We start from the raw sequence: 16,027 nt of genomic DNA, 5'->3' as shown, positions 1-16,027 counted from the left end.
AGGGAGGGGTGGGTTCGAATCCCTCCTCCTCTGCCTTATTTGCTTGTTAGGGATTCAAAACAAAAAAGCTCCCATTCTTGGGAGCTTTCTCAACCAAAATGGCGGAGGAGGAGGGATTCGAACCCTCGTGACCTTATACAGGCCAAACGGTTTTCGAGACCGCCGCATTCAACCACTCTGCCACCCCTCCGCGTGGGGTAAAAACAAAGCAGGCTCGAAGGCCTGCTTTGGAATTAACTGGCGGAGAGTCAGGGATTTGAACCCTGGAGACGCTTTTGACGCCTACACGATTTCCAATCGTGCTCCTTCGGCCACTCGGACAACTCTCCGTTAAATGCGAAAGTCAGTATACACGAGGAATCGCAAAGTGCAAACAGAAAAGTTGGCATTTTTTAAAACGCTTGGCCGCGTTTGGCGTTGCAGCGGGGTTTGAGATGCCAAAAAACGGCTTCCGACCAGCGTAGTTGATCAACTCAATTGTTCAAAAGGGGTATTTATAAGCGATTTGGCAATGAATTTAAAAATCTTTGGGTGGTGCTGTGGGCCACTGGTATGCATTTTGCGACCACAACCATGCGCCCGTTGACCTGCGACTTGGCTCAGCTTGTCCTCACGGCACCGTATCTTGTCCACAGATCCGTCAAGCTTTTGGTCAGCATTTGGTTGGAATGCGCATGAAACGTCGTGCGAGTATGGGCATATGTGGAGGTCATGAGGTTGTAGCTGCATATTCTTGCAGCCTAGGAGGTTGAAAGATATTATTACCAAGTCTTTTCCTGCTTCAGGCGCACCTTCACGACCTGAAGCCACATTTGCCCAGAGGAGGTGACAATATGAAGGCTTATGAACTGCTGTTCTTTGTTGATCCGTCGCTCGACCCCGAGACTCGTCTCGCTGTTATGAAGCGTATCGATACCACGATCGCTGAGGGCGCTGGCAAGGTCGACTCCGTTGACGAGTGGGGCAAGCGCAAGCTCGCCTACGAGATCAACGACCTCACCGATGGTGACTACACCCTCATCAACTTCCACGCAGATCCTACCCAGATCGCCGAGCTTGATCGCGTCCTGCGCATCACCGACGCTGTGGTCCGCCACATGATCGTCCGTCGCGACGACCAGGAGTAAGACTGTCGTTTTGGACTGGGCTTGTGCCCCAAGAGGAAGTAGTGAGTTATGAGCATCAATCGAGTGAACATCACCGGTAACCTCACCCGCGATCCCGAGCTGCGCGCCACCGCCGGCGGAACCCAGGTTCTGTCCTTTGGCGTCGCCGTGAACGATCGTCGCCGCAACGCGCAGACTGGCGAGTGGGAGGACTATCCCAACTTTGTCGACTGCACCATGTTCGGCACCCGCGCCGAGGCCGTGAGCCGTTTCCTGGCAAAGGGAAACAAGGTCGCGATTGAGGGCAAGCTGCGCTACAGCTCTTGGGAGCGCGACGGCCAGCGCCGGAGCAAGCTTGAGGTCATCGTCGATGAGATCGAGTTTATGAGCTCCCGTGGTGGCCAGGGTGGCTACGACCAGGGCGGTTACGCCCCCGCAGCTTCCGCGCCCGCAGCACGTCCTGCCGCGCCGGTGGCTACGCCGCCCGCGGTCGACGTCTACGATGAGGACATCCCGTTCTAAGGGTTGTTCACCTATTTTTGAGTGAGAGGCGGCTTCGGTTCGCCGAAGTTGCCAAATGAAAGGTATTTTGACATGGCTAATGATTTTTCTGCACGTCAGCCGCGTCGTAAGTACTGCCAGTTCTGCAAGGAGAACACTGAGTTCATCGACTATAAGGACACTCAGCTTCTCCGTAAGTACATGACCGACCGTGGCAAGATCAAGCCCCGTCGCGTCACTGGCGCTTGCACGCAGCATCAGCATGACATCGCCAACGCCATCAAGCGCGCCCGCGAGATGGCTCTCCTGCCGTACACCGTCCCCGTGGTTTCCTCTCGTGGCAACCGCGACCGCGGCTAAGAAGGGAGACGCATCATGAAGGTTATTCTTCTCGATGAGATCAAGGGCAAGGGCGGCGAGGGTGACGTCGTAGAGGTCGCTCAGGGTTACGCTGAGAACTTCCTGTTCCCCAAGAAGCTCGCTGTTGCCGCCACCAAGGGCAACCTCAAGCAGCTTGACGAGCGTCGCAACAACATCGCCAAGCGCGAGGCCGTCCGTCTGGCTACCGCCAACGAGACCAAGGCTGCCTTCGAGGGCAAGACGGTCACCGTTGACGTCAAGGTCGGCGACGAGGGCATCCTCTTTGGCTCCGTTACCGCCGCTATGATCGCTGACGCCATCAAGGCTCAGCTCGGTATGGACATCGACCGCAAGCGCGTCGAGCTCGGTAAGCCCATCAAGGTTGCCGGTGCCCACACCGTTGCCATCTCGCTGTACCGCGAGATCAAGGCCGAGGTTGTCGTTCTCGTCGGCGTTACCGCCGAGGAGCTCGCTGCCGAGGCTGAGGTCGAGGAGGCCGCTGAGGTCGCCGAGGCCGAGACCGCCGAGGTCGAGACTGAGGCTGCTGCCGAGTAGCATTTGCTGCAACGCAACAATCTTGTTCTAAGAAGGGCGCTCTGGGAAACCAGGGCGCCCTTTTGTTTTTTGCGCTGAGTGAGTGTCATGGTGAACGTTGCGTCGAAGTCCTATATACAGGACCGTTCATCCGTTTGGTTCGGTGATGATTGGCGGCGCGCGGCGCGTTTTGGGACCGTGGCTGATACTATGGATGCTCGCAAGCGATATGAATGAGGATGCTCATGGCATATGACGATAGGGAGACCGGGCTGACGGTTGAGGACCGCGGCTCAAAGTTGGGTCTTCCCCAAAACCAAGATGCAGAGGCCAATGTGCTGGCCGCTATGCTGCTATCGCCCGAGGTGGTCGAAGAAGCCCAGGTCGAGCTGCAGCCCGATGACTTCTACCGGCCCATTCATAAGACCATCTATACCGCGATGGTCGATATGTACAACAGCCGCATTCCCATCGACTCCATCTCGCTGATCGATTACCTGCGAAGCATCAACAAGCTCGATGCCGTGGGCGGCGAAGCGTACATTTTGGAGTTGATGGGTCAGACCCTGTCGCTCGTCAACTGGCAGCATCATGCCGCCATCGTTCGCCGCGATTCGATGCTGCGTGAGCTGATCGGCGCCACCAACGAGATCAACGCGCTGGCATATAATGCCCCCACCGACACCAAAGAGGTTGTCGAGCTGGCCGAGAGCAAGCTGCTCAAGGTTACGGCGCGCGAGGTCAAGTCGAGTTACAAGACGTTGACCGAGTTTATGGTCGAGGCCTATAACGAGGCCGAGGAAGTGTGCCAGGCCGGTGGCCAGGCTGCGGGCGTGCCCACGGGCTTCCCGTCGCTCGACCGCATGCTCATGGGTTTTCGCGAGGGCCAGCTCATCATCATCGGCGCCCGTCCTGCTGTAGGTAAGACGTCGTTCGCTCTGAACCTGGCACTTAACGCTGCCGCTGCTGGTTATACCGTCGGCTTCTTCTCGCTGGAGATGTCGGGCAAGGAAATTGCCCAGCGTCTGATTTGCGCCTACGCCATGATCTCGATCAGTGACTTCCGCATGGGCCGTATTAGCCCCGAACAGTGGGCCAATATCAACGAGGCCACGCAGACCTTGTCCAAGCTCGATATTCTGATTGACGATACGCCCGGCACCACAGTGACCGAGATTCGCGCCAAGAGCCGCCGTATGCTCCATAACAAGGAGAAGGCAATCATCATCCTGGACTACCTGCAGCTGGTGAGTCCTCCGCCGGGACGCCGCTCCGAGAGCCGTACCGTCGAGGTTTCGGAGATGTCGCGTGGTCTGAAGATCATGGCCAAGGAGCTCAAGATCCCGCTCATCGCGCTGTCGCAGCTCTCGCGTCAGGTCGAATCCCGTACCGGCAAGCGCCCGCAGCTTTCCGACCTTCGTGAATCGGGCTCCATCGAGCAGGACGCCGATATCGTCATGTTCTTGGACCGCTCCGCCGACGAGGCCGAAGCCTCGCGCGACGATCGACCCGACGAGGGCGTTACGCGTATCGTCGTGGCCAAGAACCGTTCGGGCCCGATCGGCGACGTCGACCTGATGTTCCTGCCGGCATCCACCAAGTTCTATGAGCTTGATGGGGCGCATGCCGAGGAGTAGGACAGGCGCCCGTTGCACGGGTATACTGGGAATGTTTTGTGCTTCTGCGTGCCGGCATGGCGCGTAGACAGTCCATGAATGTGAGGAGTAAACATGCCGTCAACCGTTTTGGTCGGTGCCCAGTGGGGCGATGAGGGCAAGGGTAAGATCTGCGACCTGGTCGCCGGCGACTTTGATGCCGTCGTGCGCTATTCGGGCGGCAACAACGCCGGCCACACCATCGTCGTCAACGGCAAGAAGTACGGCCTGCACCAGGTGCCCTCCGGCATCATGTATTCCGACCACGTGTCGGTGATCGGTAACGGCTGCGTCGTCAACCCCAAGGTTGTCCTTGAGGAGATCGACATGTTCGAGGCCGACGGCATCACCACCAAGAACCTCAAGATTAGCGGCAACGCGCATGTCATCATGCCGTACCACATCGATCTGGATGGCGCCTTTGAGCAGAAGCTCGGCAAGAAGAACATCGGTACCACAAAGCGCGGCATTGGTCCGTGCTATCAGGACAAGATGGCCCGCATTGGCCTGCGCATGCAGGACATGCTGGACGAGACGCTGTTCCGCGACAAGCTGGAGACCGCTCTCGCCCGCGTGAATCCCGAGCTCGAGCTCATCTATCACCTGCCCACCTACACCGTGGACCAGATCTGCGACGAGTACCTGCCCATGGCCGAGCGCCTGCGTCCCTACATCACTGAGACGAGCCTGCTGCTCAACAACATGATCGACGAGGGCAAGGACCTGCTGTTTGAGGGCGCCCAGGCGACGCTGCTCGACATCGACCACGGCACCTATCCGTACGTGACGTCTTCCAACTGCACCGCCGGCGGCGCCATTACCGGCTCCGGCGTCGGTATGAAGAATGTCGACCGCGTGCTGGGCGTCATGAAGGCCTATATCACCCGCGTCGGTTCGGGCCCCATGCCCACCGAGCTTTCCTATGAGTCCGAGGCTGGCCACACGCTGACCGAGGAGGGCTATGAGTACGGCGTGACCACCGGTCGCCGTCGTCGTTGCGGCTGGTTTGACGGCCCTATCGCCAGCTATGCCTCGCGCGTCAACGGCCTCACCGACATCGCCGTGACCAAGCTCGACGTGCTTTCGGCCTTCGACACCATCAAGGTGTGCGTGGCCTACGACGTCGATGGCGAGCGCTACACCAGCGTGCCCGAGCACCAGGTGCGCTTTGAGCATGCCGAGCCCATCTACGAGGAGCTCCCTGGCTGGAAGTGCGACATCACCGGTTGCCGCAGCTTTGAGGAGCTGCCGCAAGAGGCTCAGGACTACGTGGCGTTTATCGAGGATCTGGCACACACCCGCGTGACGTTCATTGGCGTTGGCGCTGGTCGCGAGCAGATCATCAACCGATTCTGGAAGTAATCGGGACTATTTGGTTATTGCGATATACCCCTTTGCAGCCCGGACGGGCGGCCGAGGGGTATATTTGCTTGCAAAGGGCTCGCGCGGAGCGGGCCATTCATCCATAGAGGAGGCACCCTTGAAGGCGGACACTCAAACCATCGACATCCTGTTGTTGGGCAGCGGCGGCCGTGAGCATGCTTTGGCAGCTAAGCTCGCAGCATCACCGCGCGCCGGCAAGCTCTACATTGCGCCGGGCAACGGCGGCACCGCGAGCTGCGGCGAGAACGTTGTTCTCGACGACTGCGATCCTGCGGCCGTGGCGGCGTTTGCGCAGAGCCACGGATGCGGACTCGTGGTAATTGGCCCCGAGGCTCCGCTCGTGGCGGGCGTGGCCGACGCCGTGCGCGCGGCGGGTATTCCCTGCTTTGGCCCGGGTGCCGAGGGCGCCCAGATGGAGGGCTCCAAGCTGTTCTCCAAGCAGCTCATGGAGCGCGCCGGTATCCCGACGGCAGCCTATGGTTCGTTTACCGACGAGGCTTCGGCTCTCGCCTACGTGCGCGAGCAGGGCGCCCCGCTGGTCGTCAAGGCCGACGGCCTTGCCGCGGGCAAGGGCGTTATCGTGGCGACCGAACTTGAGCAGGCCGAGGAGGCCGTGCGCGAGTGCTTTGGCGGCACCTTTGGCGATGCCGGCAACACCGTGGTTATCGAGGAGATGCTCGTTGGTCCCGAGTGCTCGCTGCTGGCCTTTACCGACGGCAAGACCGTGCGCCCCATGGCCACCTCGCAGGACCACAAGCGCGCGCTCGAGGGCGACAAGGGCCCCAACACCGGCGGCATGGGCGTCTACAGCCCGGTGCCCATCGTGACTGACGAGGAGCACGCCACCATGGTGGCGGTCATGGAGCAGACCGTGGCCGAGCTCGCTGCCGAGGGTATCGACTACCGCGGCTGCCTGTACGGCGGCTTTATGCTCACGCCTGCCGGCCCCAAGGTGCTGGAGTTCAATGCCCGCTTTGGCGACCCCGAGACGCAGGTCGTGCTGCCGCGCCTTAAGAACGACCTGGTTGAGGTCATGCTGGCTTGTGCCAACTGCGAGCTCGACCAGATTGAACTCGACTGGCGCGACGAGTGGGCCGTGGCCGTTGTCCTGACGAGCGCGGGCTACCCCGGCAGCTACGAGAAAGGCAAGGTCATCACCGGTATTGAGGATGCCGAGGCCATGGAGAACGTGACCGTGTACCACGCGGGCACTGCTGTGGTGGACGGCCAGCTCGTGACCAATGGTGGCCGCGTGCTTGCCGTGACCGCTCTGGGCGACACGTTCGAGAACGCTCGCAACCTTGCCTACGAGGCCTGCGAGAAGATTGATTTTGAGGGCAAGACCCTGCGTCACGACATCGGCCTGCGCGCGCTGCGCGGCCGCGACGCCTGGGATGCCTAAAGTCCGAGAGGAATGAGACGGATGGACGAGAAGAACGAAGAGCTCGTGGACGCGCAGATCGTCGAAGAGGACAGCCGCATGTATGGGCACGCCGAGGGCGAGCCTGGTGGCGAGGTCGCTGACGAGCCGGCACTGGTGCTGGGCGACGACGACCCGCACGATGCCGAGCTGCACGAGAAGATTCTTTCGGAGGAGTGCGCCTGGAAGGGCAAGATTCTCGACGTCCACCGTCTTGAGGTTGAGCTGCCCAACGGTCACCGCAGCGCCCGCGATATCGTTCGCCATCCGGGTGCGGCGGCCGTTGTGGCACTGACCGAGAGCGGCAAGATCGTACTGGTGCGTCAGTACCGCACCGCCATCGACCGCGTGACGGTCGAGATTCCTGCCGGCAAGCTCGACCCGGGCGAGGACCCGCTCGATTGCGCCAAGCGCGAACTGCATGAGGAGACGGGCTTTAAGGCTGGTCGTATTCGCTTTTTGACGTCGATTGTCACGTCCTGCGGTTTTTGCGATGAGATCATCCACATCTACTTGGCTACCAAGCTCGAGTTTGATGCGCCCAACCCCGATGATGACGAGTTTGTCAACGTGGACCTGGTGCCGCTGCACGAGCTGATCGACGCCGTGCTCGACGGCAAGATCGAAGACGCCAAGACCGTCGTAGGCGCGCTTGCCTGCGACAGCATCGCGCACCGACTAGGCGGGGCCGAGCTTTAACGAGCGGGGATGATCCCGCAGGTTTGTGTAAGTCAGCGAAAGTGCTCCATTTGAGACAAGGTGGCCTAAAAGAGGAGGGAAGCGTATGGATATACGCGACCGACGATTGAAGGCCAGATTGTCCAAATGGAGCACTTGCAGCGTCGAGACGAAACGCGGTTTGGTAAAACCGCGTAAGGTGATTATGCTGAAGAGGTTTTTGTCTTATTACAAGCCCCAGATGGGGCTTTTTGTTGCTGATACTGTTTGTGCTCTGGTGCTTGCCGCCATTGACCTGGCGTTCCCCATTATTCTGCGCAATTTGACCGGTGGGCTATTTACTCAGGGTCAGGCTGCCATTATGCAGGCGCTCGGCATGATCGCGGTGGGCTTGGTGCTGATGTATGCCGTCCGCTGCGCCTGCCGCTATTTTGTGAGCTATTGGGGTCACGTGATGGGCGCGCGTATGGAGTCCAAAATGCGCGAGGACCTGTTCGACCAGTATGAGCGCTTTAGCTTTGCATACTTCGACCGCAACAGCTCGGGCGACATGATGAGCCGCGTGGTCAACGACCTGTTCGATATCTGCGAGGCGGCGCACCACGTGCCCGAGTGGATCATCATCTGCGGCATCGAGATCATCGGCTCATTTGTGATCCTCTTTACCATTGCCCCGGTGCTGGCGCTCGCCATGGCCGTGGTGACGGCGGCGTTTGCGGTCATCATGTTTTGGCAGAACATGCGCATGCGCGAGGTCTTTAGCGACAACCGCAAAAAAATCAGCGGCATCAATGCGCAGCTGCAGGATTCGCTGGCGGGCATGCGTGTGGTCAAGAGCTTTGCCAATGAGGAGACCGAACGCTTCAAGTTCCGCGCCTCAAACAATCGCTATCTTTCGTCCAAGGAGAACATGTATCACGCCATGGGCGTCTATACCGCGACGTATGGCCTGCTCTCGGGTGTGCTCTATGTGATCGTGGTGCTGCTGGGCGGCTGGCTGGTCGCCCAGGGACAGCTGCAGGCGGTCGATATGGCGACCTTTGCACTCTATATTTCGCTGTTCTGCACGCCGCTCGAGACGCTCGTCAATTCGGCCGAAACGTATCAGAAGGCTATCGCCGGCTTTAAACGTATGGACGAGGTGCTCTCGACCGCGCCGGATATCCAGGACAAGCCGGGCGCTACGGATCTGCAGGTGACTGCCGGCGCCGTGGAGTATCACGACGTGTGCTTTAACTACGAGGATGTCGAGCTGGGCGAGGGCTATGCCGACGAGCGTCCCGTTATCGACCATATGAATCTGTCCATCAAGCCCGGGCAGACCATCGCGCTGGTTGGCCCTTCGGGCGGTGGCAAGTCCACGACCTGTTCGCTGCTGCCGCGCTTTTATGACGTGGCTGCCGGATCCATTAGCATCGACGGCCAGGACGTGCGCGATGTGACGCAGCAGAGCCTGCGCCGCGCCATCGGCCTGGTGCAGCAGGATGTCTATCTATTTGACGGTACGATTGGCGAGAACATCGCCTACGGCAAGCCGGGCGCCACGGCAGAAGAGATCGCCGAGGCCGCCCGTCGCGCCAACATCGATGCCTTTATCGAGTCGCTTCCGCAGGGCTACGACACCGTGGTGGGCGAGCGCGGCAGCCGTCTTTCGGGCGGACAGAAGCAGCGCGTTGCCATCGCGCGCGTGTTTCTCAAGAACCCCAAGATCCTGATTTTGGACGAGGCGACGAGTGCTTTGGATAACGAGAGCGAGGAGGCGGTGCAGGAGTCACTCGAAGAGCTGGCACGCGGCCGCACCACGATTATTATCGCCCACCGTCTTTCGACCATTAAGCATGCCGATGAGATTGCGACCGTTGAGCATGGTCGCGTTGTGGAGCGTGGCACGCACGAGGAGCTTCTCGCCCGTGGCGGCACCTATGCCCGTTACTATCGAATGCAGTTCGAAGGTGCGCGTGCGCACGAGCTCGACTGATTGATATGACAGGAAGTTTATGGCTGACAAGAACCCTTTGACTCCGGAAGAAGTGACGGAGTTATTCTCCGAAATCGATGCATCCGGCGTCTTGGATCCCACGCTCGCCAAAAAGCGTACCGAGCGCATGCGTGAGAAGGAGGCTGCGGCCAAGCGCGGTGACAAAGCGGCGCTAGCGCAGCTGCGCAGCGAGGACCGCGAGAGCCAGGCAAAACATATCGACCCGCTGTCCGAGGACGATCCTTCGGGCTCGCAGGTGAGCCATACCATTACGAAGACCGCGATGGCCGTGGTCATCGGTATTTTGGTGCTGATCGTGGGCATGCAGATTGGCTACGGCGTGATGCGTCGTCTGAACACCGCCAACCTGTCCGAGAGCGTTTCGGTCGATACCGTTTCGACCGCGCTCAAGGGTGGACTTGAATGGGGCAACGGCTTTACGCAGTTCCCGCTCGACTTCACCGTCGATGAAGCCGATGAACGCACGGGCACGGTCGAGGTGACGGTGTTGGACACGTCGTCTGCCAATGAGCTCGAGCTGCTGTCCAACGGGCAGATTCAGGCCGCGGCGCTTGCGACCAACGCGTTGCTCAACGATAAGATCGACCGCGTGGTGTATAACGTTCACGCCTATATCGACGAGGATAGCAACATTCAGCACGATTCCTTCTTTGGCATGTTCCCCGCGCGCGGCCACCAGAGCGCCATTTTGACGTTCGTGTGGACCAAGAGCTCATCCAACGCCACGAGTATCGACTGGAAGATGCGCATCGTGAGTATGGATGACACCATCGCCGAGCGCATTCAGAAGCAGGTGAACTCGGTGTCGTCGTTGATTGAGGACCCGGTGGTGAGCCAGACCAAGATTGACGAGGAAAAAGCCGAACGTGACCTGGAGCATCGTCTGCATGGCCGCGAGATTTTCCGTGGCGGCAAGCCCGATCGCACACCGTCCGAACTGCTGGAGCAGGACAAGAAAAAATAAGACGCCATCATCCCGCGTGAGCCACAAGCCCCGCGGGATGATTTTTCTGGGACGGGGATTAAAAAACATTATGCATAGAAAGTCATAATTATCATTTCGTAAACATTTCGATGAAATTAACGCCATGAGGCATGCTTGCGGTTACAATACCGCGAGGCCTAACTACACACCTTTAAGCCGGTCCTGTGAGACCGGGAAGGAGAATTATGGCGAACAACCATACCGCGGGCGCTGCCGCCCGCACCTTCGCGCCCAGCGAGCTTTGCCAGCGTATGCTGGCCAAAACCAGCAAGGGCACCTGCGGTCCCTGCATCCTGTATCTTGAGGATGGGACCATTTTTTATGGACGTGCATGCGGCGCCGAGGGCACCGCGACCGGCGAAGTTTGCTTCAACACCTCGCTCGAGGGCTACTTTGAGGTCATGACCGACCCGAGTTATGCCGGCCAAATCGTAACCATGACCTATCCGCAGATCGGCAACTACGGTATCGACGAGACCGACGTCCAGTCGGCCTTCCCCGGCGACGCCGTGTGCCCTGCGAGCGCTCCGGCCATGCGCGGCATGATCGTTCGCGACATGTGCGCCATGCCTTCTAACTGGCGCTCGGCCGTGAGCGTGCCGGAGTACCTGCGCGCTCACGACATCGTCGCTATCGAGGGTGTCGACACTCGCGCCCTGGTGCGCCACCTGCGCGACAATGGTTCCAAGATGGGCATTATTTCGACCGAGATCTTCGACGTCGACGAGCTTGCCGAGCGTCTGGCCGCAGCGCCCACGCTGGTAGGCGAGAACCTGGTCAAGACCGTAAGTTGCCCCGTACCCCACGAGTTTGCAGCTGCCGACCTGCCCGCTACGCATGACTTTGCGCTCGCCCCTGCCGCCCCCGCCCGCCACAACGTGGTCGCCTACGACTGCGGCGTCAAGCGCGGCATTCTGGAGGGCCTCGTCCGCGCCGGCTGCGACCTTACTGTCGTGCCGTGGGATACGCCCGCGAGTGAGGTGCTCGACATGAATCCCGACGGCGTCTTTTTATCCAACGGCCCCGGCGACCCCGATGCCGTGGTGGAGACCTACGAGCAGGTGCAGCAACTGATCGGCAAGGTGCCGGTCTTTGGCATTTGCCTCGGTCACCAGATGATCAGCTTGGCGTGCGGCGCCCAAATGGAAAAACTTAAATTCGGTCATCGTGGCGGTAACCAGCCGGTTATGAACCTGGTGAGCCGGCGCGTGGAGATCACCGCGCAAAACCACGGCTTTGGCCTGCTGTTCCCCAGTCTGGGCAAACTGATCCCGGAGCTTTCCGGCGGCGAGACCGAGCATGCGGCCGATGGCGACCTGCGCGCCTGGGTGCGTCGCGGCATTGCGCCGGTCGTGATGAACGAGCGCTTCGGCCGTATTCGCCTGACGCACGTGAATCTCAACGACGGCACCGCCGAGGGCATCCAGCTGCTCGACGCCCCGTGCTTCTCGGTCCAGTACCACCCCGAGGCCTCGCCCGGCCCCACCGATGCCCACTATCTCTTTACCGCCTTTACGCGACTCATGGACGGCGAGGAGAACTACCTGGACATCGACACCGCGAAGGACCGCCTGCAGGGCTGGAATTTCGCCGAGACCGCCGAGACCGCCGCGACCGAGACCGAGGAGAACTAACATGCCGAAACGTACTGACATCAAGCGCATCCTCGTCATTGGTTCGGGCCCCATCGTTATTGGCCAGGCCTGTGAGTTCGACTACTCCGGCGCCCAGGCTTGCAAGGTGCTCAAGGAGGATGGCTTTGAGGTCATCCTGGTCAACTCCAACCCGGCGACCATCATGACCGACCCGGGTCTTGCCGACCGCACCTATGTTGAGCCTATCACCGCCGAGTTTATCGAGCGCGTGATCAAGAAAGAGCGCCCGGACGCGCTGCTGCCCACGCTGGGCGGCCAGACCGGTCTGAACGCCGCCGTCGAGCTGGCGAAAGACGGCACGCTGGACAAGTACGGCGTCGAGATGATTGGCTGCGACCTGGCCGCTATCGAGCGCGGCGAGGACCGCAAGCTCTTTAACGAGGCCATGGCCGAGATTGGCCTGGAGGTCGCGCGCTCGGGCTATGCCTACAGCGTGGCCGACGCCGAGGCTATCGCCGAGCGCGTGGGCTATCCCTGCGTACTGCGCCCGAGCTTTACCCTCGGCGGCGCCGGCGGCGGCATCGCTCACACCCACGAGGAGCTCGTCTCCATCGTGAGCCAGGGCCTGGAGCTTTCGCCCGCCCACGAGGTGCTGGTCGAGGAATCCATCGAGGGCTGGAAAGAGTATGAGATGGAGGTCATGCGTGACCACGCCGGCAACGGCATCATCGTGTGCTCCATCGAGAATCTCGACCCCATGGGCGTGCATACCGGCGACTCCATCACCGTGGCGCCGGCGCAGACGCTCTCCGACCTTGAGTATCAGCGCATGCGCGTGGCCTCGCTCGCCATTCTGGAGAAGATCGGCGTCGAGACCGGTGGCTCCAACGTGCAGTTTGCCGTGAACCCCAACACCGGTCGCTTGATCGTCATCGAGATGAACCCGCGCGTGAGCCGTTCGTCCGCGCTGGCCTCCAAGGCCACGGGTTTTCCCATCGCTAAGGCCGCCGCGCGCCTGGCTGTGGGCTATACGCTCGACGAAATCGTCAACGACATCACCAAGGCCACGCCCGCCTGCTTTGAGCCCACGATCGACTACTGCGTCGTTAAGGTGCCGCGCTTTGCCTTCGAGAAGTTCAAGGGTACCGACCCCACGCTCACCACGCGCATGAAGGCCGTAGGCGAGATCATGGCGATCGGCCGCACCTTTGAGGAGGCCTTCGGCAAGGCCATGCGCTCGCTGGAGGACGGCCATCAGGGCATTTGCGCCGGTGGCAAGGAGGGTGCCGACAAGCTGAGCGACGACGAGCTCGCCCAGGCTGTGGCCACCCCGACCGAGCACCGCATTTTCTTTGTGGTCGAAGCCCTGCGCCGCGGCTGGGACATCGCGCGTATCCACGCTATTTGCGGTATCGATCCGTGGTACCTCAACCGTATCAACGACATGGTGCAGGTTCAGGAGAGCATCCGCGGCCTGCGTGTGGAGGATATCGACGCCGACGCGATGCGCTTGCTCAAGCAGTACGGCACGAGCGACGCCGAGATCGCCGCGCTGACCGGCTCGGACGAGCGCTTTGTGCGCGCCTATCGCAAGGGTCTGGGCGTGGTTCCCAGCATGAAGACGGTCGATACCTGCGCTGCGGAGTTCTCGAGCGCCACGGAGTACCACTACAAGACGTACGAGAACATCTACCGCACGAGCCCGGATGCCAAGAAGTGCGTGGCTCCCGACGAGACCACGCCGGCGGACAAGCCCAAGGCGATGATTCTGGGCGCCGGCCCCAACCGCATTGGCCAGGGTATCGAGTTCGATTACTGCTGCGTGCACGCGAGCTACGCGCTGGCGGCCCGCGGCTTCGAGACCATCATGGTCAACTGCAACCCCGAGACCGTCTCGACTGACTACGACACCTCGGACCGCTTGTACTTTGAGCCGCTCACCTACGAGGACGTCATGGATGTCATCGATGTTGAGCGTCCCGACGGCGTCGTGGTGACGCTCGGCGGCCAGACTCCGCTTAAGCTGGCGCGCATGCTCGAGGAGAGTGGCGTCAACATCATGGGCACCAAGCCCGATGCCATCGACTTTGCCGAGGACCGCGAGCGCTTTGCCGCCCTGCTCGACAAGCTGGGCATTATGTACCCGCCGGCGGGCCAGGCCACCTCGTTTGAGGAGGCCGAGGCCGTGGCCGCGCACATCGGCTACCCGTTGCTGGTGCGTCCGAGCTACGTGCTGGGCGGCCGCGGCATGATGATCGCCTATGATGCCGAGCATCTGCGCGATTACATGGCCGAGGCTGCGCGCATTAGCCCCGACTACCCGGTGTACCTGGACCGCTTCTTGGAGGGTGCGATCGAGTCCGACGTCGACGCCCTGTGCGACGGCGAGGAGGTCTACATCGGCGGTATCCTGGAGCATATCGAGGAGGCCGGTATTCACTCCGGCGACTCTGCGACCTGCATCCCGCCGTTCAGCTTTAGCGAGAGCCTGCAGGCGAAGCTCCGCGAGACCACGCGCCGCATCGCGATGGCGCTGGGAGTCCGCGGCCTGGTCAACGTGCAGTACGCCATCAAGGGCGAGACCGTCTACGTGATCGAGGCCAACCCGCGCGCGAGCCGCACCGTGCCGTTTATCTCCAAGGCCACCGGTGTGCCGCTCGCCAAGTGCGCGGCGCGTATCATGGCAGGCGATTCCATCGCGAGCCTGGGCCTGCCGAGCGACGAGCGTCAGCTCGATTGGTTCTGCATGAAGGAAGCCGTTATGCCCTGGGGTCGTTTCCCCGGTGCCGACGTTATCCTGGGGCCCGAGATGAAGTCGACGGGCGAGGTCATGGGTATCGCCAAGAGCTATCCCGAGGCATACGCCAAGACGCAGCTGGCAATCGACTACAAGCTGCCCGATCCGAGCTGCGGCAAGGTGTTCATCAGCGTATGCGACCGCGACAAGCGTCATATCCTTTCGGTCGCGCGTATCCTGCGCTACCTGGGCTTTGACATCTGCTCCACCGAGGGTACGGCGCGCGTGCTGCGCGGCGGCAACGTGACGTGCGAAGTCGTGGAGAAGATCAGCGGCCCGCACGACGGCGAGCGTCCCAACATCGGCGACCTCATCGCCGATGGCAAGATTGCGGTAATCATCAACACGCCGTACGGTCCGGGCTCGCGTGGCGATGGCTACCTGCTACGTACCGAGGCCGTGCGTCGCGGCGTGACCTGCGTGACGGCGATGTCTGCCGCCAACACCTACGTGAGCGCCATCGAGGCGGTGCGCGAGGACCAGCAGGGTCACGGCAGCGCCAACGACATGGGCATGGACGTCATCGCCCTGCAGGACCTGCCACAGCACACGGTGTAGTTGACCTGGCCGGCCAGGGCGGGAGGGGCCGAGATTTCCCCCTTTCGCTCCGGCTGCAAGCAGAGTCGTTCAGGAGGAAACTCGGCCCCTCCCGCCCCGGCCTACGGTGACTCGGTTGCATCGTGTGCTGCCGAAGGGGCTTTGCGCGATGACTGGGGATGAATAAAAAGTGAGTGTGGGCTCTGTCGTTCATTCGGACGACAGAGCCCACATTTTGTATGGGGCCTTCAGGTGAATTGCAATCATATGAAGGCCTTTTACCAAGGGAGAGATATGTCTTTGGACAGTTAGTTCAGATTTGTATTTCTCAAAGAGCAGAAGTCGGTTAATTTAGGCTCAATTGAACTGTTTTCGCTTTCCTAATGAGGCAGATATGCTTACTCAAGGGCGGAAAAGGCTTATCGCTGGGTCCCAGTGACTCAAAAACCGAGATGATTAAGCAAAAGCCACTGCCAA

The 16,027-nt window shown here is 60.7% G+C and carries 12 protein-coding genes and 2 tRNA genes; 12 read left to right on the top strand and 2 right to left on the bottom strand.

Annotated elements, in window-relative coordinates:
* Window positions 1–99: 99 nt before the first annotated feature.
* A tRNA-Ser gene (locus I2H81_RS05775) sits at window positions 100–190 on the bottom strand.
* Window positions 191–238: 48 nt separating this feature from the next.
* Window positions 239–329 (bottom strand) — tRNA-Ser (locus I2H81_RS05770).
* Window positions 330–833: 504 nt separating this feature from the next.
* On the opposite strand from I2H81_RS05770, the gene rpsF reads away from it, so the two are divergent.
* From rpsF to carB, 12 genes are all read left to right on the top strand, one after another.
* Window positions 834–1,127, top strand: a complete 294-nt coding sequence (gene rpsF, locus I2H81_RS05765; protein ID WP_006235831.1) for a 30S ribosomal protein S6 — start codon at window positions 834–836, stop codon at window positions 1,125–1,127.
* Between the two features lie 48 nt (window positions 1,128–1,175).
* Window positions 1,176–1,628, top strand: coding sequence for a single-stranded DNA-binding protein (locus I2H81_RS05760; RefSeq protein WP_138341029.1), 453 nt, complete (start codon window positions 1,176–1,178; stop codon window positions 1,626–1,628).
* 72 nt (window positions 1,629–1,700) lie between these two features.
* Window positions 1,701–1,967, top strand: a complete 267-nt coding sequence (rpsR, locus tag I2H81_RS05755; RefSeq protein WP_006235829.1) for a 30S ribosomal protein S18 — start codon at window positions 1,701–1,703, stop codon at window positions 1,965–1,967.
* Between the two features lie 15 nt (window positions 1,968–1,982).
* Window positions 1,983–2,522 carry a 50S ribosomal protein L9 gene (gene rplI / locus I2H81_RS05750; protein ID WP_022094073.1) on the top strand — a complete coding sequence of 180 codons (540 nt, stop codon included), beginning with the start codon at window positions 1,983–1,985 and terminating at the stop codon, window positions 2,520–2,522.
* A gap of 218 nt (window positions 2,523–2,740) precedes the next feature.
* Window positions 2,741–4,138, top strand: coding sequence for a replicative DNA helicase (dnaB, locus tag I2H81_RS05745; RefSeq protein ID WP_006235827.1), 1,398 nt, complete (start codon window positions 2,741–2,743; stop codon window positions 4,136–4,138).
* 93 nt (window positions 4,139–4,231) lie between these two features.
* Window positions 4,232–5,518 (top strand): adenylosuccinate synthase, encoded by a 1,287-nt coding sequence (locus tag I2H81_RS05740; protein WP_195644888.1) that lies wholly within the window; start codon window positions 4,232–4,234, stop codon window positions 5,516–5,518.
* A 118-nt stretch (window positions 5,519–5,636) separates the two neighbouring features.
* The gene (gene purD / locus I2H81_RS05735) at window positions 5,637–6,941 is read left to right on the top strand and encodes a phosphoribosylamine--glycine ligase (RefSeq protein ID WP_117786843.1); all 1,305 of its coding nucleotides are present in this window, start codon (window positions 5,637–5,639) and stop codon (window positions 6,939–6,941) included.
* A 21-nt stretch (window positions 6,942–6,962) separates the two neighbouring features.
* Window positions 6,963–7,658 carry an NUDIX domain-containing protein gene (locus tag I2H81_RS05730; RefSeq protein ID WP_175406092.1) on the top strand — a complete coding sequence of 232 codons (696 nt, stop codon included), beginning with the start codon at window positions 6,963–6,965 and terminating at the stop codon, window positions 7,656–7,658.
* 184 nt (window positions 7,659–7,842) lie between these two features.
* Entirely contained in the window at window positions 7,843–9,615 is a 1,773-nt protein-coding gene (locus I2H81_RS05725; RefSeq protein ID WP_195644887.1) for an ABC transporter ATP-binding protein, read from the top strand.
* A gap of 19 nt (window positions 9,616–9,634) precedes the next feature.
* Window positions 9,635–10,600, top strand: a complete 966-nt coding sequence (locus tag I2H81_RS05720; RefSeq protein WP_195644886.1) for a hypothetical protein — start codon at window positions 9,635–9,637, stop codon at window positions 10,598–10,600.
* Between the two features lie 206 nt (window positions 10,601–10,806).
* A complete protein-coding gene (gene carA / locus I2H81_RS05715; protein ID WP_195644885.1) occupies window positions 10,807–12,255 on the top strand; it encodes a glutamine-hydrolyzing carbamoyl-phosphate synthase small subunit in 1,449 nt (482 codons plus the stop codon).
* A 1-nt stretch (window position 12,256) separates the two neighbouring features.
* Window positions 12,257–15,571: a carbamoyl-phosphate synthase large subunit gene (carB, locus tag I2H81_RS05710; RefSeq protein WP_195644884.1), complete on the top strand. Its 3,315-nt coding sequence runs from the start codon at window positions 12,257–12,259 to the stop codon at window positions 15,569–15,571.
* Window positions 15,572–16,027: the final 456 nt, after the last annotated feature.

Source organism: Collinsella aerofaciens (assembly GCF_015561195.1).
In the GTDB taxonomy this organism is placed as follows: domain Bacteria; phylum Actinomycetota; class Coriobacteriia; order Coriobacteriales; family Coriobacteriaceae; genus Collinsella; species Collinsella aerofaciens_AC.
Note: the sequence above shows the minus strand (reverse complement) of the source record. Positions and strands in the feature narration are given on the sequence as shown.